Below are 25,707 nucleotides of genomic sequence, written 5' to 3' on the forward strand. Positions count from 1 at the left end.
GTTCATTTCAGACAACCTCGAAATGATGGCTATTACATCCGCGAAACTGCGGATGCCCTTGGCTGGTTTCCCGGCTTGACGATTATGATGAAGCAATGAAATCACTGGCACGTCCGGTCGGGTTGAGACATTACCTGTTCCTGGTTCTGATTGTCATCACGATCACCGTACTGATTCTGGTTGTCATGGGTCGTCACTTCCTGTCGCGCAGCGGAACCATCCAGCTCTGGGTCGGACAGGCCAACGGCCCGGAAAACTCACAGCAGATCTCTGACTGGTACACCTTTTCACACATTATCCACGGGTTTATTTTTTATGGCGTTTTCCGCCTGCTTGGTCGCGGCCGCTGGTCGCTGGGACTTTGTCTCTTGCTTTCCGTTTTTGTTGAGGCATCGTGGGAAATCGTGGAAAACACGCCGGCGATCATTGACCACTACCGAAACACCACCGCTTCTGTGACCTATTACGGCGACAGCATCCTCAACTCGGTGTGCGATATTCTTTTTTGCATCGGCGGCTTCTTCCTCGCAGCACGATTACCCGTATGGACTACCGTGACGCTGGCTCTGCTGATGGAAGTCGGCGTGGGACTGATGATCCGTGATAACCTCACCCTCAACGTGCTGATGTTCCTCTGGCCGATTGAATGGATCAAACGATGGCAGATGGGAGCGTAACGGGGTGAGCTGGGCAACATCCAGGCCTTTGTTTTTCCAACTGTCTTCTCTCTTAAGAAAGAAATGAATTTAGATATTCATATCAGTATTCCGCTGACGGTTGGTGGAAACAGGCAGTCCAAACCAACTCAAAGACGGAAACAAACACGAGTTATGTTGTGCGCATTCGTCGTGAATAACATGTCAGAAGTGCGCCGGAGGCGAACAGCCGCCGCAGCGTTGTCGTCCATTCCGCGTGACAAAGCCGCCGCAGCCGACAATGAATGGCGATCAGGCGGTTGATGCGAGGCCTGATGCGACAGCAGATGAGAGTTTCTCCCCATCATCTCCACAGGGTTGGTGACAGTCGCGGGTCGGAGACGAGCAGGCGGCGAGTCGAAATGATTTGTTGCGATTGAAAAACAATTTTGGAATCAGGGCACATCGCAAAATCATTGCCGCTAAGATCGCGAGCTATGTTAACTCTCCGACATCTTTTCGAAAAAAATCAGGCATGGGCACAGCGGGTGCGGGAGCAGGACCCGGAATTTTTCCTCAAGCTATCCCGCCAGCAGACGCCGCAGTTTCTTTGGATCGGCTGTTCCGACGCCCGGGTGCCTGCCAATCAGATCGTGGATTTGCCGGCAGGCGAGATGTTTGTTCATCGCAACGTCGCCAATATCGTGGTTCATACCGACCTCAACTGTCTCTCCGTGATGCAGTTTGCAGTGGACGTGTTGAAGGTCGGTCACATCATCGTCTGCGGTCACTATGGTTGCAGCGGCGTACGCGCAGCTCTGCGACGTGATCGGATCGGCCTGAGTGATAACTGGCTTCGCCATGTGCAGGACGTGCGGCAAAAGCATGAAAAACGTCTGGCTGCGATGCGCGATGACAATGCAGCACACGACCGGCTGTGTGAACTCAACGTGATCGAGCAGGTCGCCAACGTCTGCCAGACCACGATTGCCCGCGAAGCCTGGGAACGAGGACAAAACCTGTCCGTCCACGGCTGGGTTTACGGCGTCAGCAACGGCTTGCTGCGCGATCTATCGGTAACCGTCACTCAACCGCCAACAGATCAACAGGTTTTCGAGACCGCGATTCAGGGTCTTAAGTGAAAATCAACCGGTAATCCGCACGCCAGTCGAGTTTTTGATTACATGACGGCGAATCGACCAGAGGGCACAGGGCGTTCAAGCTCGGCGTCGTGATGATTGTCGCGCGTTGGTGGGCGGCGGCTGACATCGCGGGCAGTAAACGGTCATCCGCCCTGAGAGCCGGAGAGATTTCAAGACGGTCTGGCATTTTCGACATGGCTGGCCGCTCCTGCCGTAAACCTGATGTTGCTTCTGATATCCGCCCGCTGCACCTTCCGCATCGACATAATCACGCAGCGTTGAGCCTCCAGCTTCGATGGCGCGAGCCAGAATCTCCCGTATCCGTGCGTGCAGTGTTTGCAGAGGCGCTGAAGCAATCTGTCGGCAATTTGTCAGCGGGTGGACACCCGCAGCAAAGAGGGCTTCATCCACGTAGATATTTCCCAGCCCCGCGACGAGCGTTTGATCGAGCAGCGCAGCCTTGATCGGTCGGTTTGTCTCAGCCAAAGCATCAGCCAGTTCCGCAGCCCGGATTTTCAGAGCATCGGGACCAAGAGTTTTCCAACGGACATTCCGCAAGGTATCCATGCGGGGAAACGTCCATACACCGCCGAATCGTCGCGGGTCGCGGAACTCGATCCGCTTGCCGTTGTCCAGCGTCCACGAGAGATGGATGTGAAGTCGTTTAGCGGTTGGTGTTGCTGTGCCGCTGGGAGAGCGATGCTTTTCCTCGCGGCTTTTGTCTGGTGTCACGCAACACAGCGATCCCGTCATACCCAGATGTACGCAGACGCAGGTACCCGCGCGGATGGCCAGTTGTTTGCCGTGTCGGGTGATCTCGACGATCCTCTGACCCTGGAGAAGCGCATGGAGTGATCGATCACCCTCGACCATATCCGGCCGGTGAACTGCGACTGCGACCACCTTCCGTCCAAGCGCATGCCGGGCCAGTGTTCGGCGTACGGTTTCGACCTCAGGCAATTCCGGCATGACTTGTCAGCACACCTTTCCGAAGCGATTGCGGGCGGGCATTTGTCGGCACCAAACGCCTTGCCATCTACGCATAAAAAAGTTGGTCGAAAAATTGGATTTCGCGGTTGACCAAGCCTATAATACGTGAACATTTCTCGCAGGGTGCCCGGCCGTTTTGCAGGGGTGCCGCCCGCCGGGACTCCTAACGGGTCCATTCTGAAAAAGGCGTGGATTCAGGAAACTATACTTGCAGATCGTGCTGGAATGGAGTTGCTGCGTAATCACGGAGCTGCCTGCACGAAACCCTGCGGTTGTCCGCGTCGTCTAAGAGTCAGAGGCTGGCGAACCCGCCCGCCGTTCCCCTTGAACCAAGCCTTGGAGAATCCTGATGTCGGAAGCAAACCCAAGCATCCCTGCGCCGCAACCGGAAGCCTCCCGTGAATTGATTGCCAAGGTCCAGACGACCTCGCGCAAGCTCCATGATGAGGTGGGCAAGATCGTCGTCGGCCAGCAGGAGGTGATCGACCAGCTCTTTGTCTCACTCTTCTGCAAAGGTCACGGCCTGCTGGTCGGCGTGCCGGGTCTGGCCAAGACGCTGCTGATCTCGACGATCGCCCGGACGCTGAGTCTGGCGTTTAATCGCATTCAGTTCACACCCGACCTCATGCCCAGCGATATCACCGGCACAGAGGTGATCGAGGAGGACCGCACGACGGGTAAGCGCGTGATGCGCTTCGTGAAAGGGCCGGTGTTCGCCAACGTGATCCTCGCTGACGAGATCAACCGCACGCCTCCCAAGACACAGGCGGCGCTGCTCGAAGCAATGCAGGAACATCACGTGACAGCCGGCGGAATGCGTCACGCGCTGCCGCAGCCGTTCTTCGTCCTGGCAACCCAGAATCCCATCGAGCAGGAAGGCACCTATCCGCTGCCCGAAGCGCAGCTCGATCGGTTCATGTTCATGATCCAGGTCGGCTATCCAAACGAAGCGGACGAGCTGGAGATCGTCAAGCGCACGACGGCAAGACATGAAGTGAACGTCGAGCACGTCATGAGCGCGGAGGATGTGCTCCAGATTCAGGCACTGGTGCGTGATGTGCCGGTGGCGGACAACGTGATCAAGTTCGCGCTGAAGATCGTGCGCGCGACGCGCAAACCCGGCCGCGGCGAGGCGGATTATCGACCGGATTTCATTCAGCGTTACCTGGCGTGGGGAGCAGGTCCGCGCGCGAGCCAGTATCTGATTCTGGCCGGTAAAGCCCGCGCGATCTTGCAGGGCAGGACACACGTAACGCCTGACGACATCCGCTCAGTGGCACATCCCGTGCTGCGCCATCGCTTGATCACCAACTACAACGCGGAAGCTGACGGCATCACCAGCGATGACCTGGTGGATCGGCTGCTCCGCGCCGTGGCCGAAGGCGCGGGTCAGTCAGACGCACGGATGGCTGCAGTGCTGCGGTAATCCAAACAGGTCCGTGTCCGATCAAGGGCAAACCCAAACCACTCCCCGCACGAGAGATCATGAGTCAACCGGCGATCAACTACCTCTCTCCGCAGACCCTTGCCGCAATCGGCCCGCTGGAGCTGCGCGCCCGCATGATCGTCGAGGGACTGATGACGGGCATGCACCGCTCGCCTTATCAGGGCATCAGTGTCGAGTTCGCCCAGCATCGTCCCTACACGTCAGGCGATGACCTGCGTTATCTCGACTGGAAAGTCTTTGGCCGCACGGACAAGCTCTACCTCAAGCAATATCAGAAGGAGACAAACCTCGACCTGGTGGTGATGGTGGATGCGTCGGGTTCGATGGCATACGGGAGTTCTTCAACATCACAGCAAAAGGCAGCGAGCGATAAACCGTGGCGCAAGTATGACCATGCTGCGAGCCTCGCTGCGGCGATGTGCTATCTCGCGCTGCGGCAACAGGACCGCGCGGGAGTCGTTCTCTTTTCAGGCAAGGTGCTCCAGGCCACGCGCATGTCCAACGCACACGATCACTGGCGGAGCATCGTTGAATTACTGGCGACGACGACACCGGAAACCCCCAGGGCGGAAGACCGCGAGCTGGCGCACGAAAAAAAGCTGGCGGGGTCCGAACGCAGCACCGCGACGCTGACCCAGCCGGCCGCGCCCGCAGGCACGGATCTCGCCCGCGTCTTTGACCAGATGCTCGCCCGTCTGACGCAGCGCAGCTTGATCGTTCTCATCAGCGATCTCTTTGATGCAGCCGAATCACTCGATCGTGCACTGGCGCGTCTGCATCATCGTCGGCATGATCTGATCGTCCTTCAGACTCTTGACCACGCGGAACTGGAGTTTCCGTTTCGGACGCCGGCGGATTTTGAGGGACTTGAAAACGATGGACGACTCGGCCTGGACCCCGCTGCGTTACGCAAGGCTTATCTGGAAGCACTGGGTAACCACCAGCGTCACATCGAGGAAACGACGCGACGATTCCGCTTTGATTATCTGATGCTTGATACCAGCGAGCCTCTGGGTGCGCCGCTGGCGCACTTCCTTGCGCGGCGAGCGAGTGTTGCAGGCAAACGCGGCTGATTCACGCCAGCGGCCAGGGATTGAATGATGATTCTGATCGCGCAAATCACGTCGCTCTTTACGGTCAGCGGTCTCGCCGCTGCGGGCGCGATGACTGTGGCGATTCCAATAGCCATCCATCTGCTGACGCGCCTTCGTCGCCGTCCGCAGCCGTGGGCAGCGATGCGATTTCTTTTTGAGGCGTACAAAAAACAGCGACAGCGGATGCAGATCGAACAATGGCTGCTCCTGCTGGTGCGCTGCCTGATACTGTTGGTGCTGGGGCTGGCGCTGTCGGGTCCGCTGTTAAACGGATGTGCCCGCGCGTTCGGTGCCGACACGACAGGCAGAACCGTATGCATCGTCATTGATGACGCGCTGAGCACACGCGCGGCATTCAGCTCGACGGGTACTCGGTTTGAGGAATTGCGCAGTCAGGCCCTGCGGCTGATCGAACATCTGCGTCCCACTGACCGCATCGCTCTTTTTCGCGCTGCACGACCGGTGCGGGCGGAGATCGCCCCGCCTACGCTCGACCACGATCAAGCCCGGCAAACACTGGCCGCGATGGAGCCTCGTTTCAGTGCCGCCGACTGGCCGGCAGCGTTGGCGTCAGTGGGTGATCTGCTGTCGAAACAGAACGTGACGCAGGACCGCGGATTAGTCGTGATGCTCAGCGACTTTGCCGCAGGCACGATTGATCTGGACCACACGCCGGAAGGTGCTGCGCTGAGCGATCGGGCGCGGATTCTCGTCACCCGGCCAATGAGTGAAGCCAGCAACATGCAGATTGCGTCGCTGGTGCCTCGTCGGCAGATGGTGGTGACCGGAGGCGGTGCTGCGTCGATTCCCGTGGAGTTGAAGCTTCGTCGATTCGCTCCGCAGACCGTCACGGAACTGACCGTGGTGGATGTGGCACTGCTGGCGGATGACGCGGAGAAGCCCATCACGTCACTTCAACGCGAGCACCGCTGGTCCAGCGGGCAGACGGAGGCGACTCTGAGCTTTGATGTACCCGTGCCGCGAATCGACAAGCCCCTGACAGGCGGGACGCAGATGATCCTGCGCGCCCGGATCGCAGCAGGTCAGCAACGTGACGCCATTGACGCAGACGATCAGCGACAGGCTGTTGTGGAGTTGCGATCACAGTTGCATGTCGGAGTGGTGGGTAATGGCCGGTCAGACGTGCGCTCCACAGGCGAATTGGCGCCGGAGGAGTGGCTGGCTCTTGCACTCCAGCCGGGAGGAAAAAAGAATTCCGCTGGCCCCATCGAAACGCAGCAAATCCTCAACGCAAACCTTGATGAGCAAACATTGGCATCGCTGGACGCCGTTTTCGTGCTCAGCCCGGACGCTCTCGACGACCGTGGCTGGACAGCTCTGCACCGCTTTGCGAATGGCGGCGGCCTGGTCTGGATATGTCTGCCGACCAATCAATCACTCACCTGGAGCGGAGAGCTTAAGAAAAACTTTGGCCTTGAGTGGATGCTGGGTGTCGAAGTCACGGAAGCTCCCGAAGCGATGCCATGGACTCTCCGTCTCGATACTCCTGCGCCCGAACCGCTGAGCCTGCTCGCAGCGGACTGGTCCGCACTGCTCAAGCCGGTGCGCATCAAGCGGCGGGTGGACATCAATGGTGTCACGGGCGATTCGAGCTGGGCACAAATCGCCTCGTCAGCCGACGGCAAGACGCCCGCTTCACCGTGGCTGGTGTCAGCTCCCGTGGGTGACGGCCGCGTCATTCTGATTACCACGGCTGTTGATACCGCATGGAGCAACCTGCCCACGCAGCCGATTTTTGTTCCGCTCCTTCACGAAACCTTGCGTGGTGTGCTCGGCTCGTCAGGTGACGCGGTGCGGCTGACGAAACTTACCGCCGGTGATCGACCGCTGTTAGGCAGACGATGGGATGGGGCACAACAACTGGTCGCGGCGGAATCGACGGTGATCGTATTGCGGCGCAACGATGCGGGTCTCGAACCCGCTGAGGTGCTGGAAAAACCCGCCGTTTACACCGCGCAGCCGGGGATCGGATTAAAGCTGGCGGTAAATCCTGCAGCCGAGGCGGGCAACACGCAGGCGCTCGACAGTGATGCGCTGGCGCGGTGGCTTGGCCGTCTGGGATCCTGGTCATGGCTCGAATCCAGCCGTCCGGAAGCCGCCCTGCTCGCTGAAGCGCCGCGCACGGATCTGGGTTGGCCGTTGCTCTGGGCGACGCTGGCTCTGCTGCTCTTTGAAACCGCGTTGGCGAAACGATTCAGCCACGCCGCCGCATGAAAGGACAACAAGGTTCTGACGACAGGTTGTGTGGCTGAATCATCCGAATGGTGTTTTGCCGTTGATAGGATTCCATGCTTTTGACCGTTTCCATCCTTGACTGGCTGCTGGGGCTTCACCGCGTGAGCTGGTCGGACCCGCGCGCGGCCATTGGCTGGCGATATGCGATGCCGCTCTGGGGTTGGCTGCTGATACTGGCGGTCTCAGCACTGATCGCCGGATGGAGCTATCGGCGATTGCTTGGCCCCCGGTGGGCGCGGATCGCGCTGGGAGTCCTCCGTACTGCGTTGATTGTTCTGCTCGTCGCGTTTCTGCTGGGACCGATGCTCGTGGTGAATCAGGAGCTGGTCGAGCAGGACTCGCTGCTGGTGTTGGTGGATGAAAGCGCATCCATGCGGATACGCGACATGGAAGGGACAGCGGGTGACCGCGAAAGTTCGGACGCCAGCTCCCTCATCAGCCGCGAGGAAGCGTTGCGACAAGCCTTGACGCGACACGCGGATCTCTTTGGCGATCAAAAACTCGGCAAGGACCGGCGCATCGTCTGGCTGGGGTTTAACAGCAACACCTTTGAGATCAATCCTCTGGCAGCCCCCACCACTCAGCCGGACGATCAGCGGCAGACTACCGCCTTGCGCACCGCCATCGAGCAGGCACTCCAGCGGGCGGCCGGTCAGCCGGTCAGCGGGTTGATTGTGATGAGCGATGGACGTTCGCCGCAGTCCACGGGCGGCACGCTGGTTCGCCGGCTGCAGCAGCAGGCGGTCAACGTTTTTGCCGTCCCTCTCGGCGCCAATCAGACTCCGCTCGATCTGGCGGTGGGTCAGGTCGATGCGCCGCGAAAAGCATTCATCAACGATCCCGTGCCGGTCACGGTCTATCTCGATCATTACCCGACGGAAGTTCGAGTCGATCCCGCGCGGGTGCGTGTGCGCCTGATTGATGAAGTGACGAACAAGACGCTTGATGAGCAACAGCTGGTTGATGATCTCCTGCGCGAGCCGGTGCGCCTCAGCGCGGTCTCGGCGGTTGTCGGCCCGGTGAAGTGGAAGGTGGAAGTCAGCTACGACGGCCGTACCGCAACGACGGCACCGGTCAACCGCGCGGCATCCGCTTCAAGTCAAATGGAGCCGGCGGCTGGTGTGCGCGACATCTCGCGCGGCGAGTTGATCCTCGAAAACAATCATCGCGAGCTGGCACTGGAGCTGGTCGATCAGCCGCTGGGCGTGCTTTACGTCGAGGGCTACCCGCGCTGGGAATACCGCTATCTCAAGAACATGCTGGTGCGGGAAAAAAGCGTGCGCAGCAGCATGATGCTCATCAGTGCCGACCGCGATTTCGCCCAGGAAGGCCAACTGCCGATCACGAGGCTGCCGGCCACGATGGAGGAGATCAAACCCTATGACGTCATCGTGATCGGCGACGTACCGAGTACCTATTTCAGCCCGGAACAACTGCGGCTCATCGCGGATCACGTTTCCGCCCGTGGCGCGGGGCTGCTGTGGATCGGCGGAGAATACGACACACCGCGCAGCTACGAAGGCACGCCCCTGGCTGCCCTGCTGCCGATGTGCAGTCCGGGATCGGTCTCACGGATCGATCCGAGCCTTGGCCCGATTTCGATGTGCCCGACCAAACTCGCCGAAGCGCTGCAGGTGCTGCGACTCCGATCAAACACAACGGAGCTGTCAGGTCCGACTCCGCCGCAGACCTGGCCCGCCGGTCTGCCGCCGCATTTCTGGGCGCAGAATCTCGGCGAGCTTAAGACCAGTGCGGAAGTGCTGGCGACTTCCAACCCGTTGGCCGGCCGATCATTTCCGCTGGTGACGCGGCTGCGTTACGGTGCGGGTCAGGTGGTGTATGTCGCCACGGATGAATCGTGGCGCTGGCGTGCCGGCCGGGGAGAGCTTTATTTCGAGCAGTTCTGGATGCAGCTTGTGCGGATGCTGGGGCGCGGGCGGCTGCAGCAGGGCGCGGGTCGTGCGGTGCTGACCGCCTCTGACCGCCGCGCGGAACTCGATCAACCAGTGGTCGTGACCGTCCGGTTGCAGGATGAGTTGCTCAGCCAGCGCGAGATGTCGCGCATCCGTGTCGCGGTCATCCGCCAGGAAGACGCAGCCCAACCCGGCGGCGGACGCGACCGCGCTGTCGAGCAATTGGAACTGCTTCCCCTGCCGACATCATCCGAATCGCCGGCAACAGGAGGCAAGGTATTTCAAGCGGTCTGGCACCCTGCTTCCGCGGGGGCGATGATGCTGCGCGTCGTCGAGCCGACGCTTGATGACTTGAATCTCACGCAGGAGGTCGAGGTCATCCGTGCGGATGATGAGCTGCGCCAACCCGCGCCGGATCGTGAGCGGCTGGCGATGCTGGCCGCAGCGACCGGAGGCAAGGTGGTCCCGCTTGATCGGCTGGACGAACTGGAAAACCTCATTCCCAATCGAGCACGCCGCACTCCCAACGATATTCGTGAGCCGTTGTGGAACTCATACCTGGCACTGTTTGCCATCGTGACTCTTATTTCCGCGGAGTGGATCGGACGAAAAATGATCCGGCTGGTGTAACCGCAGGCTGCACCCCGGCGCACCCTATGATCGATTGCTCGACGGACGGTTTATGCAGGATGTGAAGCAACAACTCGAATCAGTACAGCACACAGCACGACGGCTGCTGGTTGCGCAGGTCGTGGCGCGCTGGCTCGCGGTTGTGCTGCTGGTCGCGCTGACGCTGGGTGTAGTTGACTACGTGCTGCGACTGCCTGCGTGGTTTCGCGTCGTGACGGCACTAGTGCTGCTGGCGACGGCGGGCTATTGGCTGTGGACACGACTGATGCAGGCGTTGGATTTTCACCCCGACCTGAGCACACTGGCATTACGCGCGGAAGGGCTGTATCCGCAGCTGGACGGCCTGCTGGCTACGGGAGTCGAGTTCAGCGCGCAGCGTGCAACCTATTCCGACAACCCGCGTGCTGCATCCTTGGTCGATGCGAGCATCTCATCGCTGCGGCCCAGACTTTCCGGCGTGGCGATCAATCGTCTCATCAATCCCAAGCGATCGCTGATTCACGCAGGAACGCTGGCAGCGGTGATTGTCGGATTGAGTGTGGTCATCGTGCTCGCGCCGTGGTCGAGTGCGCTGGCAGCCCGCCGATGGCTTATGCCGTGGAGCGGAGCGGAGTGGCCGCGGCGGACGAATCTCACCAGCATGACACGTCAGGCGGTCTGGCCGAGCGACACGCCTGTCCGCCTGCAGGTCCGCGCGGATGGCGTGATCTGGCCGGGTATGCGGGCGTGGGCGTATTACCGATTACGAGACAGCCGTGGAATCGGTGCGTGGCAGCAGGTGCTGCTCAACGAGCAGGCGACGGAGACAGGTACCGCCGGCCGGATGTTCGAGGGCATCGTCGATCCAACCATCCGTGCGGGCGAGAAGGCGAAGCTCGAATTTTATTTCCAGGCTGGTGATGGAGAAACGCCGGCACAGGAGTTGGCGATCGTCGAGCGACCGGCGGTCATCGCGGCGCGGCTGAACATCGAGCCGCCCGTTTACGCCAGAGGAGTCGTGGCGGAGCAGGCCGTCACGCTTGACGAACTGGCTGGACCACTGGGCACAGCATCAGCACTGGAAGGCTCAACCGTCCGATGGCGGTTCGAGCTTAACAAGCCGATCCCCACCACGCGCAACTTCACGGAAGTTCTGCCCGGTCTCGCGGGAGAGGAGGGCGTGACGTTTTCAACCGTGGAGGCAAATCACGCAGGCGGAGTGCCGGCGATCGAGGCGAGTTTCAAGCTCAAACGCAGCGTGCAGACGCGCGTGCAACTGGTGGACGAGTACGGTCTGGGCAACGTCTCGGAGCGAAACTACCGCATCGAGATGACCGTCGATCAGCCGCCGGTCGCAACGGTTTCTCAGCCGGCTTCAGACGAAGCGGTGCTGGCGACGGCGGTGCTTCAGGCGGAAGGTTTAGCACAGGACGATCTGGCGGTTCAGCGCGTCACTCTCACCGGGCAACGCATCGCCGCAGGTACGCCGTCGGTCACCGCAGTTACGGGTAGCGCAGCTGCTCCGGGAACGGTCGTGTTGCGGGAGGTGACCGGACGCGCCAATCGCCTCACCGCGGGTCGCTCGCTGGAGATCGCTTCACTGGGTGCCAAGCCCAACGACGAAGTGGTGCTGCTCGTGACGGCACAGGATATTTTTGACCTGGACGGAAAACGTCATCAACCCGTCACTTCAACCCCCCGCCGCCTGCGCATCATCGACCCAGCCACACTTTCCGCACAGATCCGCACGGAGCTCGACGCCATCCGCGATCAGGCAATTCATATCAACCAACAACAGCGCGATCTTCTCAACAGCCGGCTGGACCACGCATTGGCAGGTCAGGAGGAAATATCGCGGCGAGTGGAAAACCAGTCGGGCGTGCTCCAGTCGCTTCAGAACCGCATGACACGCAACAGGCTCGGCGATGCGCAGCTCAGCGATCTGATGCAGAAGGCGGAATCGCTTCTGAACAAAGCAAAAACTTTATCTGAAACAGCGAAGGCAAAGCTGGACGACGACCGGAAAGCAACCAAAGACGCCGCGACAGCGAGCAAAAGCGACGAGGCGACAAAGACGCAGGCCCAGGTTGCCGACACGTTGACGGATCTGGTGAGCCTGCTTGACCGCGGTCGTGACACCGCGGGCTTGTTGGCGCAGCTTCAGGCGCTGATGTCCACACAGAGCGCGATCGCAGCGGATACACGCGGCGAGTTACCCAAGACTCTGGGCAAAACTCCCGAACAGCTCACGCCGGCGGAAAAGAAAATGCTCGACGACCTGGCCGGCCGTGAAGCAGCCTTGTCGGCAAAGATTGATGCGCTGTCTCGGCAACTCCATTCAACAGCGGATTCGCTCGCGGAAAATCCGAAAGATCCTGCCGACAAAGAGACAGCCCAGACACTCAAGGATGCAGCGGAGATCGCGGAAAAACAGGGCCTGCTGGATGCGACGAATCGTGCCGGCGACGCACTGAAGGAAAACAAGCTTTCCGAAGCGGGCAACGCCCAGCAACAGGCCCTCACAACCATGCAGGCAATGCTCGACCAGATGAGCAAACCTTCCGCGGACGAGCAGGAAATGTTGCGGCGGAAAATGATGGCTCTGGTCGAATCGATCGAGAAACTCATTGCGCAACAAAAAGCACAGATGAGCCAGTTGGCAGCCGCCCAGGATTTTGGTGCGCTCGAATCGTCGCTGGGAATCCTGCGGCGAAATACGCTTTCGGTGGAAGATGAGGCCCGCCAGTCCAAAGCGACCGGCGTGGCGAAACATCTCGCTGACGCTGCGGGTCATCAGGGCGATGCCGCCGCAGCACTGCGCGAAAGGAAGCGTCAGCCTGCTGCCGAGATCGAAAAACTCGCGCTGGTGAGTCTGGAGGCCGCCCTGGCGGAGGCGAAAAATCTCCGCGACGAGGCCCAGTCAAAAGCCAACCAGAAAGAACGCACACGACTCAAGGAGGAATACGCCAAGCTCGCCAAGGTGCAGGAAGCGATTAACAACAAAACCACCCCGCTGGCGTCGGGACAACTCAATCGCAGACAACGCGCCGAGTTGATCGCTCTGGGCGATCAGCAGGCCGATTTCAAAGAAGCGGCGCGAAAGCTCGGCGAGGAAGTCGAGGACACGCTCCTTTTCAAACACCTGCATGACCAGATCGACAAGGCTGCACAGCGCGTGACGACGCGACTCCGTGGAGCACAGGCGGACGAGGAGGTATTGGACGATCAGGAGGCCATTGTTTCTTCGCTCCAGACGATGATTGCAGCATTGGATCAGGCGCAGAAGGATGATCCGTTTGCCAAACCGCAGGACAACAATGCCGGTAATGGCGGAGGCGGAGGAGGCGGTGAGCCGCCGCTGGTTCCGCCGATTGCCCAGCTCAAAGCCCTGCGCGGGATGCAGGCGACGGTTTATCAGCGAACCAAGCGCGTGTCAGAAGCGTCGAACCTTGATGCTGCGGCCCGGAAACGGCGGGTGCTTCAGATTTCCGCGGAGCAGCGGGCGTTGTCAGGCTTAGGTGAAGACCTGATCGAATCGATGAAATCCCAACCGCCTGTTCGAGGAGGACAGCCATGAAACGATTGCCACAATCCTCAACCCTCATCACAGCAAGCGCGGGGCGGTCGAGTGTTCGAGTCACGCTGAGCCGCAGCGGTCTTTTCTTCACGACGTTTGCGTGGATGCTGACGCTGATGTTCTCGGCGAATGTCCGGGCGGAGTCACAACCGACCATTGATGAGCTGCTCAACCTCAAGCCGCCGACCACGCAGCCCGCTCCGAACAAGCATCGACCTGACGATGCAGGCGTTCCGGTTGATCCTGAAGTGGCGCAGCGGTTGTCGCTTACCGAGGCAGCAGACCTTTTTCATGAAGCCATCGGACAGATGAGCGAAGCCTCAGATCGGCTTGGGCAGGTTGATCCCGGCCTCGATACTCAGCGGATTCAACTGGCGGTGCTTTCCAAACTCGATCAGGTGATCGCCTCCGTTGAGCAAAACAGCAGCCCGCCGCCCTCCTCTTCGTCGAGTCAGCGTCCGCCGGATAACGGGAGTGATCAAAACCAACAAGCGCAGTCGCAATCACCGAGCCAGCAACAGGCGAATCAGCAATCCACCAGCAGCGGCAAGGCGCCGATGGGACAGCGCGACGCCAACCCTGACAAACCAATAGACTCGACTCGTACCGAATGGGGCAACCTTCCGCCTCGTCTGCGCGAGGAGCTTCAGCAGGGACTTGGTGAGCGGTTCAGTCCGGTGTATCAGGAACTGACGGAACAGTATTACAAACGGCTTGCGGAAGAAGAGAGATGACAAAGCAACGATTTCAGACCAGCAGCGAGCAAGCGCAGAAGTCCGCACGGCGGCGGCGAATACTTTGGCTGCGATCAGCCCATTGGTCGCCGGTCGTCGTGTGTGTGTTGATGATTTTGACGGCATTGCAGCCGTCTCCTGTTTTTGCCGCCGACGCCCCGGTCTTCGTCGAGATCACCACCCAGTCGCGTGCCGCGATTGATCGCGGTCTGGCGCGGCTCGCAGCGCTGCAGTCGGCTGACGGCAGCTTCGGCGAGGCGCGGTCCGGGCAGGCGATGGGTGTTACTTCGCTGGCGATGCTGGCGTTTTTAGCGGAGGGGCACTTGCCCAGCCGGGGTAAGTACGGCGCACAGGTGCAGAAGGGGCTTGATTACATCCTCAAAAATGCGCAACCAACCGGTCTGATCGCCGGCGAGGTATCACAGGGACCGATGTACGGCCACGGCTATGCGATGCTTTTTCTGGGTGAGGTGTACGGCATGACCGGCGACAAGCGAGTCCGCGAGGCGCTGATGAAAGCGGTCAAGCTCACGGTCGGCACACAGAATGCTGAGGGCGGGTGGCGCTATCACCCCGTCCCCTTCGATGCGGACATCTCCGTCACCATCACCCAGATCATGGGCCTGCGCTCAGCACGAAACGCGGGCCTGTCCGTACCCAAGGCCACCATCGACCGAGCAATCGTGTATGTCCGCCATTGTCAGAATCCCACGGACGGCGGCTTTCGCTACATGCTCAACTCCGGCGGCTCGGCGTTTCCCCGCTCGGCGGCAGGAGTGGCCAGCCTCTACTATGCCGGCGTGTATGAAGATCAGGCATTGAAGAACGGTCTGGACTACCTGCTGCGACAGAAAAACGAGGCGACGCCGGGCAATGGTCACTACTTCTACGGCCAATACTACGCGGTACAGGCGATGTTCCTGGCCGGCGGGAAATACTGGTCAGAGTGGTACCCGCGCGTGCGCGATGAGATGGTCCGACAGCAACAGGACAGCGGCGGCTGGGCCTCGGAAAACGGTGAGGAATACGGCACCGCGATGGCGCTGATCGTGCTCGAAGCTCCCAATCGTCTCCTGCCGATCTTCCAGCGGTGAACAGGAACAGCGATCTTGATTGATCCACACGTCCGACATCCAAACACAGACACGGGCCGGCACCCGTTACCCGTGCTGTTGTCCGGCAAGTTACTCATCACGATTTCGTGGATGCTCGTGATAGCGATGTTGGCGGGAGATTGCCGGGGCGCGACACCGGTGGTGGTTGTGGATTCATCGTTGAAAGCGCGGCCGGTGCAATTGCAGACGTTTGGAGAGGCGGGAGCCAGTTTCACGGATGAAGAGCGCAAGCTGGCGACGATGCCCGCGGATAAGGTGGTGCAGATCCGTGTGGCTGAGCGTGCGCGTGCCGGGACGGAAGTTGCTGTCTCGCCTTCGATGATCGAACTGACCGACGGCCAGTGTCTGCCGGGTCAGTGGATCGGTGCTGGCGAGGATGGCCAGAGTGTGATCTGGGACAGCACGCGACTGGGGCGGCTGACGCTGAGCCTCGACAGGATTGCGGAAATCGTCTGGAAAAGCGACACCCTCGCGGACAAGGCTGCGAAATTAAACGGTGCAAGCGATCAATTGCTGCTCGTCAATGGCGATACGCTGGACGGATTCATCGTCGGCTTTCAGGTTGACAGCGTGGAGATCAAGCCCGCAGGCGGGGGCGAGGCCATCAAGTTGCCGCTTGAACGGCTGCGCAGCGCGCGTTTTGCAAATCCTGTGACGGCGGCAAAGGGGCAATCGCTGATTTGTCTGGCCGATGGCACGCGGCTGCGTGTGACAAAGCTGGCCATCGCCGACGACTTCATCAAGGCGGATTTGGAGTTGAAGGCTAAGGGCGATGGCGGAGAGAAGGTTCCCGCGATGGCACTGGCGGAGGCTGTGCGGATCGATCTGGCGACCGGCGCGGGTGTGCTGGTGGACCTGGCCTCGCTGCCGCCGGTGATTGTCAGCGGCGGAGAAGTGTTCGGGCTGGCGATTCCGCCACGCAGTACGGGAAGCGATGTCATCCTGCACGCGCCGCTGGTGGTGCGGTACGAGTTGCCCGCCGGCGCGAAGCGATTCTCCGCATTGGCGCAGTGTCCATCCGAAAGCGCCGACGCAGCATGGGTTGACTTCGAGGTGACAGCCAAAGTGGACGGCAAGCCGGTCGGTTCGTGGCACTTCAATGTGTCAAGCCCGCAGGCTGTGATGAACTTTGCGCTTAACGGGAAAGAGATGACGTTTGAGCTGACTTCCGGGCGGAACGGGCCGGTACTCGACCGGCTGCGGCTGCGCGACGCGGTGTTGCTGGCGGAGTCGCAATAGGCGGTTTCCCCAGCGTTGTTTCAACCGAAAAATCATACGTTGATCCGCATCTATGAAGGTTCCGCACAAACTCGATCTTTACCGGCTGGCGGTGCAGCACCCTTGTGCGGAGGTGGCCTTCGTTCACAAGGTATTCACGCATTACCACCCGCGCTGTCGGCCGACGCGCCTGCGGGAGGATTTTGCCGGGACCTGCGCACTGGCGACACAGTGGGTCGCAGAGCACACGGACCACCGCGCGATGGCGATTGATCTGCACGCGCCGGCGTTGCGCTGGGCGTGGGCTCGTGCGAAAAAAGTGCTGGCCACGCGAGCGGATGATCTGCACCTGGTAAACGATGATGTGATGAACATCACGGCTCCGCGCGTGGATGCGGTGATTGCTACGAACTTCAGCACCTATGTCTGGCGTGACCGCGACGCCCTGCGCGCCTACTTTTCGGTTGCCCGCCGATCACTCGACGGGCGGGGTGTTCTGGTCATCGACGCCTACGGCGGCCCGAGCGCGATGCGGATCGGCGTGCAATGCCGCTCCGTGGTGCCGCCCCGCACAGAGAGCATCGCTCCCTTTGAGTATCAATGGGAGCAGCGGAGTTATGACGCGGTTACAGGGAGGATTGATTGCAGAATACACTTCAAGATTCGAGGGAAATTGCTACGTAATGCCTTTGTGTACGACTGGCGACTGTGGACGCTGCCGGAGTTGGTCGAAGTCATGCGGGAGGCGGGTTTCACAGATGCGGAGGTCTGGTGTGACGACGAAAAACGTCCGGGTCACTACCGCTGCATGAGCAGGCTCCCCAATCGCAGCGAATGGGTTGCCTATGTCGTAGGCGTCAAATAGAGCGGTCGTAATTGATGCGGTTGTCTGGCCGGCTCAGTCCAGCCGGGTACTGATGCAGCCGATACGTTGAGTGGGATCCATCTCTGATTAGTTGCCCCAGCGGGTGGGTTTCGCTAGCGTGACTCGTTGGTCCGTTGTTGGGAGGGATCGTTGTGGTGGATTGTCCGGCAGCTACATCAATACACTGCGTATGACCCGAAATCGCGCCTCCATGTCTTTCGCCCCCGGCGAGGAGCCTTCTGCCGGCGAGTTTTTCAACCGCGAGCTGTCGTGGCTGGAGTTTAATCGTCGCGTGCTTCATGAGGCCCTCGATGAGCGCACCCCGCTGCTGGAGAGGGTGGGATTTCTTTCGATCTTCAACTCAAACCTCGATGAGTTTTTCCAGAAACGTGTCGGAGGACTCAAGCGGCAGATCGCGGCAGGCGTCACGACGCGGACACCCGACGGCATGCTGCCTCGTGAGCAACTCATCGCCATCCGGCAATGCGTGCTGGACATGATCCATCAGCAGGCCGATTGCTATCTTCACACGCTCCGGCCTGCGCTGGCGAAGCAAGGCATTTACCTGCTCGAATTCGACCAGCTCACCGAGGAGGAGAGTCGCTTCTGTCAACAATACTTCCGCAGCAACCTGTTCCCGGTGCTCACGCCGCTGACCGTCGATCCGGGGCATCCGTTTCCTTTCATCAGCAATCTGAGCACGTCGCTGGGTGTGACGCTGTGTTCGTCGGCGAGCGAGGACCCCGGCGGGGTCGAGCCGCTGCCGCAGTTCGCGCGGGTTAAGGTGCCGCGTGTGCTGCCGCGTTGGGTGCGGCTGCCGCATCCGGGCGGTGCTGTCACCAACGGGGGGCCGCACCGATTTGTTCTGCTCGACCAGATCATTCGTCAGCACCTGTCGGACTTGTTTGAGGGGATGACGATCACAGAGGTTGAGCCGTTCCGCGTGACGCGCAACGCAGATGTCGAACAGGACGAGGAAGACGCGGAGGATCTGCTGGAGCTTATTGAGCAGCAGCTACGGGAGCGGCGGTTTGGTCAGACGGTGCGGCTGGAGGTGGACGCCCAGCCCAGTCCCGCGATGACGCAGTTTCTCATGGAGGAGCTGGAGCTTGATGAAAGCGACACCTACCTCATGCCGGCCCTTCTGGACTACACGGACCTGCGTCCGATCACGGACTTGCCGCTGCCGGCGTTGAAATATGAGCCATGGACGCCCGTGGTGCCGCCCCGCCTTGCCGATGAGGAAGCGGACATCTTCAGCATCATCCGCAGCGGTGATGTGTTGGTGCACCATCCGTATGAATCCTTCAGTGCGAGCGTGGAGAAGTTCATTCGAGCCGCCGCCCGCGATCCGAAGGTGATCGCAATCAAGCAGACGCTCTATCGCACCAGTGCGGACTCGCCCTTTATCCCTGAACTGATCCGCGCAGCGGAAAGCGGAAAGCAGGTGGTCTGCCTCGTTGAGCTTAAAGCCCGATTTGATGAGGAACGAAACATCCACGTCGCGCAGGCCCTGGAAAAGGCGGGCATTCACGTGGTGTACGGGCTGATCGGCCTCAAGACGCACACCAAGACCTCGCTGGTCGTCCGCCACGAAGCGGACACGATGCGCGTTTACGCGCACATCGGCACGGGTAATTACAACTCAAAAACCGCCAACCTTTACACCGATCTGGGGCTTTTCACCTGTAACCAGGAAATCACCAGCGACCTGGTGGAGATGTTTCACTTTCTCACCGGGCGCAGCCAGATCAAGGACTTCCGAAAACTGCTGATCGCACCGATCAACATGAAGCGGCGGTTTGTCGAATTGATCGACCGCGAAATCGCGCAGACGCAGGCGTGGAAAGCCCGCGGCGGCGAGGCGGATGATCCAGCCCGGCCGCGCATCATCGCCAAGATGAACAGCCTCGAAGACCGCGGCGTCTGCCGGAAACTCTACGACGCCAGCCGCGCAGGGGTGCGCATCCAGCTCATCGTGCGCGGATTCTGCTGCCTGATCCCCGGCGTCCGAGGCATGAGTGAAAACATCACCGTGCAGAGCGTGATCGGACGCTTCCTGGAACACTCACGGATTTACTACTTTCACAACTCCGGCAACGGCGAGTACTACATCGGCAGCGCGGACTGGATGTATCGCAATCTGAACGATCGAGTCGAATGCATCACGCCGATCCTGGAGCCTGCTCTGCAACAGCGGCTGAGGCAGATTCTGGAGGTCATGCTCGAAGATCGCAGACAGGCGTGGGATCTGGGAAGCAACGGCGTTTACGTGCAGCGAAAACCCGACCCCGCCCGTCCGGAGACGCTGCAGGGCACGCATCAGCGATTGATGGAAATAGCGCGAAAAGACGCACAGCCCGCAGCAAAGCAGTGAGAATCAACTCCTCTTTGGTGTCGTTACCTGCGGCGATGGCGGAACAGTCAGGCGGCGGGACGGCGTGAGGTGGGATCGGCGGGATCAACGACGCCCGTTGCCTCGAAAGCGGCGCGCCGGCGACGACAGGCTTCACAGAGGCGGCACGGTTTCTCGCCGTTGAGCATACAGGACCACGCCATCGACCACGGAACATCAAGCTGGCTGCCAAGCTCGATGACTTGTGTATCCGAAAGTTCCAGCAGAGGGGTTTCGATTGTCGGCAGGGCGGCGTGATCAAGCTGGGCCAGATGCTGCACCAGAATCATCTGCTCGGTGACGCGGGCGATGGTGTCATAGTCCGCGTCCACCTGTGCCGGCCAGAGGATCCTTCCGGCATCAAGCTCGACAGCCTGCGCCAGCGCGGTCAGGAGAACCTGGGGCCGGACCAGCGGGGCGGCGTGTTTCACATCGCGTTCACTGGCGAACTCGGCACAGCGAAGGTGCGGTAACTCCAATTCAATCACATCAGCGATATGGAAGTGCTCAGCCTGTCGGCGGAGGTGTTCGAGACGCACCGTGGCGTTGGCGCGGCCGTCTTTGAGGTGCAGAAAAATCATCCGCGCTCGCTCCTGCGCGGAAGCTGCTGCTGCGGTTGCGACCAGACTGCGCAACCCGCCGCTGGCGAGGATGATGACCGGCTTGGCAAGCATCAGGGGATTTATCGGCAGAGTGACGAAGCGAGGATGAGAGCTGTGGTCGAGACCACTCCGATCATTCCGGGAGTTGCTGTCCCGCCCCGACATTTCACACGGTCGGATCATTTTGCGTATTCTTGACACGTTGCGACTTGGCCCGAAAATGCGAAGTCTGCCCCGGATCAAGGAATTTCCATGAGCATTCTGGTATTTCAACATCAAGCCACTGAGCCGGCCGCGGTTCTGGGTGCGGTTCTGCGCGATCATGGCCATCGGCTGCGCGTGATCGAGCTGTTCGCCGGCCAGCCGATTCCGCCGGACCTCGATGATGTGCATGGGATCGTGAGTATGGGCGGCTCGCCGAACGTGGACGAGACAGCCAAGTATCCCTGGCTGGAAGCGGAGATGACTTACATTAAGACGGCCCACGGGCGCGGCGTGCCGATTGTCGGCATCTGTCTCGGCGCGCAAATCATCGCCTCGGCACTGGGCGGCAAGGTTGCGGCGATGGCGTCGCCTGAAGTTGGCTGGGGCAACATCAAGATGGCGTTTCCAGGCACCATCGATCCGATCTATGTCGGCCTCCACTGGGACAGCATGCAGGTTCATCTGCACGGCCAGGAGGTCACCGCGCTGCCCCCCGGCGCGACCCCGCTGTCGGGATCGAAGGCCTGCAAAACACAGGCGTTCAAGGTCGGGTCCACGACGTATGGTTTTCAATACCACTTTGAGTGGACTGATGCGGACATTCGCAATGCGGCCCACGATGAACTGGTTAAGAAGGCAGGCGTCAACCCGGAGACCATCATTCAGGGAATCGCCCAGCACTACGACGGCTATCGCAGGCTGGGGAACCGCCTGTGCGAAACGATCGCACTGATGCTGTTTCCGATTGACATGCGCAGGGATTAGAGATTCGAGATGCTGCACATCACTTGCAGCGAGCAAACGCTGGGGTGAGGTTTTCAAAACGCGAAGAGATGTTGCTGTCTTTGGATAATTTTCCCCTGACTTCTTCAGGAGTATCTCATGCAATTTACCAATCTTGGCCGCACCGGACTTTCCGTCAGCCGCTTTTGTCTGGGCACGATGAACTTCGGGCCGACAACCAGTGAGCCTGACAGCTTCGCCATCATGGACCGTGCGCTGGAGCTGGGGATCAACTTTTTTGACACGGCGGACATCTATGGCTGGAAAATCGGCGAAGGCTGGACGGAGCAGATCATCGGTCGGTGGCTCGCCCATGCTGCGGGTCGCCGGGAAAAGATCGTGCTGGCCACCAAGTGCTACAACAAAATGGGCGAGTGGCCCAACGAGCGCGGGTTGTCGGCGTATCACATCAAGCGCGCCTGCGAGGGCAGCCTGAAGCGCATGCAGACCGACCACATCGACCTGTACCAGATGCACCACATCGAGCGTACAACGCCTTGGGAGGAAATCTGGCAGGCGATGGAACAACTCATGCGTGAGGGCAAGATCACCTATGTCGGCTCGTCCAACTTTGCCGGCTGGGACATCGCCAATGCACAGGGTCACGCACGCCAGCGTCACTTCCTCGGCCTTGTCAGCGAACAGAGCATCTATCACCTCGACAACCGCTGGATCGAGCTGGAAGTGATTCCCGCCTGCCGGCATTTCGGGTTGGGACTCATTCCATGGAGCCCGCTCGGCGGCGGATTGCTCGGCGGCGTACTCGACAAAATCGAGGGCGGTCGTCGCATGAGCGACGGACTCAAAGCTCAGATTGAAAAGAAGCGCAGCTCCCTTGAAAAATGGGAAAAACTTTGCAAAAACCTGGGCGAAAAACCTGCGGATGTCGCGCTGGCGTGGCTCTTGAACAACCCCGTGGTCACCGCGCCGATTATCGGGCCGCGCACGGTGGATCAGCTCAACGGCTCGTTGCGGGCGTTGGAAATCAAGCTCGCCCCGGAGACGCTCAAGGAGCTCGATGAGATTTTCCCCGATCGCCCGCAGGGAGAGGCCCCCAAAGCCTACGCCTGGTGAGGCTGGGGACGACGGTGATTATTTAGAACCCCCACGAAATCACTCGCGGGCGGAGGCGGCGTAACGGATCGTTTTTTGACGATATCGCAATAACCCGCGCGGCTTGATCGTTGATCGCTCAGTGCCCGTGGTCGATTAGATCCTTTTCTTTTCGAGCGAAATCGTATGGCTACCACATCGCTCAAACCGATTCCCGCAGCATCCTTTGATGAAAATAAGGCCCGGCATCTGCTCTCGCGTGCCGGATTCGGCGGCCCGCCGCGACAGGTGGCTTTTCTCGCGGGGCTTGGTCTTAAAAAGGCGGTGGACTTCCTCGTCGATTATGAGTCGATCGACATCTCCGCACTGCCCAAACCGCAATACGACTCCGAGATCGTTCGGCCGCTCCGCGGCGACGTGATGAAGATGCTCGGCGACGGCAAATCCGGCGACGCCAAGGCCATCCGCGAAAAACTCCGCATGGAGTTTCTGCAAAGGCAGGCGGAGGACCGATTGCAGATGGCGGGGATCGAGCAATGGTGGCTCACGCGGATGATCGCCACTCCCCGCCCGCTCGAAGAAAAACTGGTTCTACTCTGGCACGGCCATTTCGCCTCGAATAACCGCACCGTTGACGACAGTTTCCTGATGCTTCAACAGAACGTGCTTTTCCGAAAGCACGCCAACGGAAACTTCGGCGAACTGGTGATGGGTGTGATTCGTGATCCGGCGATACTGAAGTTCCTCAACAATAATTCCAACCGCAAAGGCCACCCCAACGAAAACCTCGCCCGCGAGCTGATGGAGCTTTTTACGCTTGGCGTCGGGGCCTACGGTGAAAATGACATCAAACAAGGCGCGCGCGCATTGACCGGCTACGGTGTCGAAGACAACGATTTTGCTTTTCACCGCAATGCCCACGATGAAGGGCAAAAGGAAATCCTCGGCCGCAAAGGACTATTCGACGGCGAAGACTTCGTTCGCATTCTTCTGGGCAGGCCGCAGTGTCCGCTGTTTATTTCCTACAAGCTCTACCGTCATTTCGTCGGCGACATCGACGAAAAACCCACAGACACGCAGGAAGCCGTCATTCGCGCGATGGCCAAAGTGCTCAGTGACAACAGATATGAACTCAAGCCCGTGCTCAAAACACTCTTTATGAGTGAACACTTTTACGACCCGCAGATCGTCGGCGGAATGGTCAAGAGTCCCGCTCAACTCCTTGTGGGTACGGCACGCATGCTTAACACACCGGCGCGTAACTCCGGCACGCTGGCTGCGGCGATGTCGATGATGGGTCAGCAGCTCTTCGAGCCGCCTTCGGTCGCCGGCTGGGACGGCGGACGCGGCTGGATCAACACATCAACACTCTTCGTGCGGCAAAACATGGCGACTTATCTGATCACCGGAAAGGTTCCGGGTGATCAAAACTGGTCGCAGGACACAGTCGGGTACGACCCGTTGTTTTTACTTGCGGATCTTGCGGACCGGTCGCCCGGAAGCACCGTGAATCTGCTCTCCAATCTATTACTGGGCGAGCACGCCGCTGCCGGCCGGCGTGAGGAACTGACGAAATACCTCGCTGCACGACGGGGCGGCATCACGCAAGGCTCCGTGCTGGCGATGCTGATGCTGGTCACCGCGATGCCTGAATATCAACTGTGCTGATTAGTCAACGATCACCGCGCAGGCGGATGCGATGACGCGCGGAAACGGTATGCGAAAGGATTTTCCATGACGGACAAGCCCGCCTTTACTCGCCGCGAGTTTATCGGCAACGGCGCAATGATCGTCTCGACGATGGCGACCGTACCACTGTTTCTGGAACGCTCCGCCTGGGCACTGACGCCAGCAACGGGAAGCGCTGTCAAAGACCGGCCGGGAGTGCCGGGCGAGCGCATTCTGGTTGTCGTTCAAATGACCGGCGGCAACGATGGGATCAACACCGTAGTGCCTTTCGGCTGGCGTGAGTATTACAAGGCTCGACCGGGCATCGGTATCGCGGAGAAGGACGTGCTCAAGCTCGACAGTAACGCAGGGCTGGGGCTGAATCCGGAAATGGGTGACCTCAAAGCCATGATGGATGCCGGTCTGGCGCTGGGGGTGCTGGGTGTCGGCTATCCGAATCCCAACCGCTCACACTTTTCGAGCATGGATATCTGGCATACAGCGGACCCCACCGGCCGGTCGGGCAAGGGGTTTGGCTGGATCGGTCGCACGCTCGATGAAATGCGCAGCCAGTCCAAGGGAAAGATCGACGCCACCGCCTGCGTGTGTGTGGGAAACGAGTCACCTCTTGCGGCGAATGGTCGGCAGGTCAAGCCGGTTACTTTTCAGGATGCGAATCTTTTCCGCTGGTCGGGCGGTGATCTCCACGCATCGCTGGCGAAAGAGTATGAGGCGATCAACCGGGCGGGCGTGGTCGGCGATGTCGATCCCAACAGCCCGATGGCGTTTGTCATGCGCACAGCGCTGGATGCGCAGATCGCCAGTCAAAAAATTCGTGCTGCGGTGAATAAAGAGCCGGTGACAAAGTTCGGCGAGGGAAAACTGGCCAGCCAGCTCCGCATGGTGGCAGCCATGATCCGCGCGGAGTTGCCAACGCGGGTGTATTACGTCTCCCTAGGCGGGTTCGACACTCACGCCGGCCAACCCAACACCCATGCTCGCAATTTGCGCGAGTTTTCCTCGGCGATCCGCTCTTTCTATGCCGAGCTTAAAGCCATCGGCGCCCAATCCCGCGTGCTGACTCTCGCGTTCAGCGAGTTTGGCAGGCGCGTTGAGCAGAACGCATCCAATGGCACAGACCACGGCACCGCGGGGCCTCTTTTCCTCTTTGGTGAAAAAGTGCGCGCCACGAAAACTGGACTCCTGGGCGAACAGCCTTCACTGGCGGCTGATCGGCTTGATCAAGGAGACCTGATTTACAACACGGACTTCCGCTCGATTTATGCTGCGGTGCTTCAGGACTGGATGAAGGTGGACGTGAAAGAGGTTCTAGGCGCGCCGTTCCGTGCCGCGTCGGTGATTAAGACGTAAATGACGGACGGCAAAGCATTCTCTGCGGGATTTGAG

The 25,707-nt window shown here is 60.0% G+C and carries 18 protein-coding genes; 16 read left to right on the forward strand and 2 right to left on the reverse strand.

Going from position 1 to position 25,707, the window contains the following annotated elements; genetic code table 11:
• Positions 1–95 precede the first annotated feature (95 nt).
• Together IT444_01210 and can are read left to right on the forward strand one after the other, a co-directional pair.
• A complete protein-coding gene (locus IT444_01210; GenBank protein MCC7191373.1) occupies positions 96–677 on the forward strand; it encodes a DUF2585 family protein in 582 nt (193 codons plus the stop codon).
• 455 nt (positions 678–1,132) lie between these two features.
• Positions 1,133–1,777, forward strand: coding sequence for a carbonate dehydratase (gene can / locus IT444_01215; GenBank protein MCC7191374.1), 645 nt, complete (start codon positions 1,133–1,135; stop codon positions 1,775–1,777).
• Positions 1,778–1,852: 75 nt separating this feature from the next.
• On the opposite strand, the gene mutM is transcribed toward can, so the two are convergent.
• On the reverse strand, positions 1,853–2,746 hold the full coding sequence (mutM, locus tag IT444_01220) for a bifunctional DNA-formamidopyrimidine glycosylase/DNA-(apurinic or apyrimidinic site) lyase (protein ID MCC7191375.1): 894 nt from the start codon (positions 2,744–2,746) through the stop codon (positions 1,853–1,855).
• Positions 2,747–3,116: 370 nt separating this feature from the next.
• On the opposite strand from mutM, the gene IT444_01225 reads away from it, so the two are divergent.
• From IT444_01225 to ppk1, 10 genes are all read left to right on the forward strand, one after another.
• Positions 3,117–4,193: a MoxR family ATPase gene (locus IT444_01225; GenBank protein MCC7191376.1), complete on the forward strand. Its 1,077-nt coding sequence runs from the start codon at positions 3,117–3,119 to the stop codon at positions 4,191–4,193.
• A 59-nt stretch (positions 4,194–4,252) separates the two neighbouring features.
• On the forward strand, positions 4,253–5,287 hold the full coding sequence (locus IT444_01230; protein ID MCC7191377.1) for a DUF58 domain-containing protein: 1,035 nt from the start codon (positions 4,253–4,255) through the stop codon (positions 5,285–5,287).
• A gap of 24 nt (positions 5,288–5,311) precedes the next feature.
• Complete coding sequence (locus IT444_01235; protein ID MCC7191378.1) at positions 5,312–7,543, forward strand: BatA domain-containing protein; 2,232 nt, start codon at positions 5,312–5,314, stop codon at positions 7,541–7,543.
• Positions 7,544–7,617: 74 nt separating this feature from the next.
• Positions 7,618–10,107: a hypothetical protein gene (locus IT444_01240; protein ID MCC7191379.1), complete on the forward strand. Its 2,490-nt coding sequence runs from the start codon at positions 7,618–7,620 to the stop codon at positions 10,105–10,107.
• 52 nt (positions 10,108–10,159) lie between these two features.
• Positions 10,160–13,663 (forward strand): hypothetical protein, encoded by a 3,504-nt coding sequence (locus IT444_01245; protein ID MCC7191380.1) that lies wholly within the window; start codon positions 10,160–10,162, stop codon positions 13,661–13,663.
• Positions 13,660–14,397: a hypothetical protein gene (locus IT444_01250; GenBank protein ID MCC7191381.1), complete on the forward strand. Its 738-nt coding sequence runs from the start codon at positions 13,660–13,662 to the stop codon at positions 14,395–14,397. Before IT444_01245 ends, IT444_01250 begins: the two co-directional genes overlap by 4 nt.
• On the forward strand, positions 14,394–15,491 hold the full coding sequence (locus IT444_01255) for a terpene cyclase/mutase family protein (protein ID MCC7191382.1): 1,098 nt from the start codon (positions 14,394–14,396) through the stop codon (positions 15,489–15,491). Before IT444_01250 ends, IT444_01255 begins: the two co-directional genes overlap by 4 nt.
• Before the next feature lie 15 nt (positions 15,492–15,506).
• On the forward strand, positions 15,507–16,751 hold the full coding sequence (locus IT444_01260) for a hypothetical protein (protein ID MCC7191383.1): 1,245 nt from the start codon (positions 15,507–15,509) through the stop codon (positions 16,749–16,751).
• Between the two features lie 52 nt (positions 16,752–16,803).
• Positions 16,804–17,595 carry a class I SAM-dependent methyltransferase gene (locus tag IT444_01265; GenBank protein ID MCC7191384.1) on the forward strand — a complete coding sequence of 264 codons (792 nt, stop codon included), beginning with the start codon at positions 16,804–16,806 and terminating at the stop codon, positions 17,593–17,595.
• Positions 17,596–17,785: 190 nt separating this feature from the next.
• Positions 17,786–19,972 carry a polyphosphate kinase 1 gene (gene ppk1, locus IT444_01270; GenBank protein MCC7191385.1) on the forward strand — a complete coding sequence of 729 codons (2,187 nt, stop codon included), beginning with the start codon at positions 17,786–17,788 and terminating at the stop codon, positions 19,970–19,972.
• A gap of 47 nt (positions 19,973–20,019) precedes the next feature.
• On the opposite strand, the gene IT444_01275 is transcribed toward ppk1, so the two are convergent.
• Positions 20,020–20,775, reverse strand: coding sequence for a 7-cyano-7-deazaguanine synthase (locus tag IT444_01275; protein ID MCC7191386.1), 756 nt, complete (start codon positions 20,773–20,775; stop codon positions 20,020–20,022).
• Positions 20,776–20,844: 69 nt separating this feature from the next.
• On the opposite strand from IT444_01275, the gene IT444_01280 reads away from it, so the two are divergent.
• The 4 genes from IT444_01280 to IT444_01295 all read left to right on the forward strand — a co-directional run bounded on the left by IT444_01280 (position 20,845) and on the right by IT444_01295 (position 25,671).
• A complete protein-coding gene (locus IT444_01280; protein ID MCC7191387.1) occupies positions 20,845–21,561 on the forward strand; it encodes a type 1 glutamine amidotransferase in 717 nt (238 codons plus the stop codon).
• A 117-nt stretch (positions 21,562–21,678) separates the two neighbouring features.
• A complete protein-coding gene (locus IT444_01285; GenBank protein MCC7191388.1) occupies positions 21,679–22,653 on the forward strand; it encodes an aldo/keto reductase in 975 nt (324 codons plus the stop codon).
• 165 nt (positions 22,654–22,818) lie between these two features.
• A complete protein-coding gene (locus IT444_01290) occupies positions 22,819–24,300 on the forward strand; it encodes a DUF1800 domain-containing protein (protein ID MCC7191389.1) in 1,482 nt (493 codons plus the stop codon).
• Positions 24,301–24,366: 66 nt separating this feature from the next.
• Positions 24,367–25,671: a DUF1501 domain-containing protein gene (locus tag IT444_01295; protein ID MCC7191390.1), complete on the forward strand. Its 1,305-nt coding sequence runs from the start codon at positions 24,367–24,369 to the stop codon at positions 25,669–25,671.
• Positions 25,672–25,707: the final 36 nt, after the last annotated feature.

The organism is Phycisphaeraceae bacterium, from assembly GCA_020851465.1.
Taxonomy (GTDB): Bacteria; Planctomycetota; Phycisphaerae; order Phycisphaerales; family Phycisphaeraceae; genus JADZCR01.

Excerpts from the sequence above, each read along its gene's own strand:
- IT444_01255 (MCC7191382.1), top strand. The coding sequence starts at position 14,394 with ATGACAAAGCAACGATTTCAGACCAGCAGCGAGCAAGCGCAGAAGTCC.
- IT444_01235 (MCC7191378.1), top strand. The coding sequence starts at position 5,312 with ATGATGATTCTGATCGCGCAAATCACGTCGCTCTTTACGGTCAGCGGT.
- IT444_01245 (MCC7191380.1), top strand. The coding sequence starts at position 10,160 with ATGCAGGATGTGAAGCAACAACTCGAATCAGTACAGCACACAGCACGA.
- can (MCC7191374.1), top strand. The coding sequence starts at position 1,133 with ATGTTAACTCTCCGACATCTTTTCGAAAAAAATCAGGCATGGGCACAG.
- IT444_01295 (MCC7191390.1), top strand. The coding sequence starts at position 24,367 with ATGACGGACAAGCCCGCCTTTACTCGCCGCGAGTTTATCGGCAACGGC.
- IT444_01290 (MCC7191389.1), top strand. The coding sequence starts at position 22,819 with ATGGCTACCACATCGCTCAAACCGATTCCCGCAGCATCCTTTGATGAA.
- IT444_01210 (MCC7191373.1), top strand. The coding sequence starts at position 96 with ATGAAATCACTGGCACGTCCGGTCGGGTTGAGACATTACCTGTTCCTG.
- IT444_01285 (MCC7191388.1), top strand. The coding sequence starts at position 21,679 with ATGCAATTTACCAATCTTGGCCGCACCGGACTTTCCGTCAGCCGCTTT.
- IT444_01265 (MCC7191384.1), top strand. The coding sequence starts at position 16,804 with ATGAAGGTTCCGCACAAACTCGATCTTTACCGGCTGGCGGTGCAGCAC.
- IT444_01250 (MCC7191381.1), top strand. The coding sequence starts at position 13,660 with ATGAAACGATTGCCACAATCCTCAACCCTCATCACAGCAAGCGCGGGG.
- IT444_01240 (MCC7191379.1), top strand. The coding sequence starts at position 7,618 with ATGCTTTTGACCGTTTCCATCCTTGACTGGCTGCTGGGGCTTCACCGC.
- IT444_01275 (MCC7191386.1), bottom strand. The coding sequence starts at position 20,775 with ATGATCCGACCGTGTGAAATGTCGGGGCGGGACAGCAACTCCCGGAAT.
- IT444_01280 (MCC7191387.1), top strand. The coding sequence starts at position 20,845 with ATGAGCATTCTGGTATTTCAACATCAAGCCACTGAGCCGGCCGCGGTT.
- IT444_01230 (MCC7191377.1), top strand. The coding sequence starts at position 4,253 with ATGAGTCAACCGGCGATCAACTACCTCTCTCCGCAGACCCTTGCCGCA.
- ppk1 (MCC7191385.1), top strand. The coding sequence starts at position 17,786 with ATGACCCGAAATCGCGCCTCCATGTCTTTCGCCCCCGGCGAGGAGCCT.
- IT444_01225 (MCC7191376.1), top strand. The coding sequence starts at position 3,117 with ATGTCGGAAGCAAACCCAAGCATCCCTGCGCCGCAACCGGAAGCCTCC.
- mutM (MCC7191375.1), bottom strand. The coding sequence starts at position 2,746 with ATGCCGGAATTGCCTGAGGTCGAAACCGTACGCCGAACACTGGCCCGG.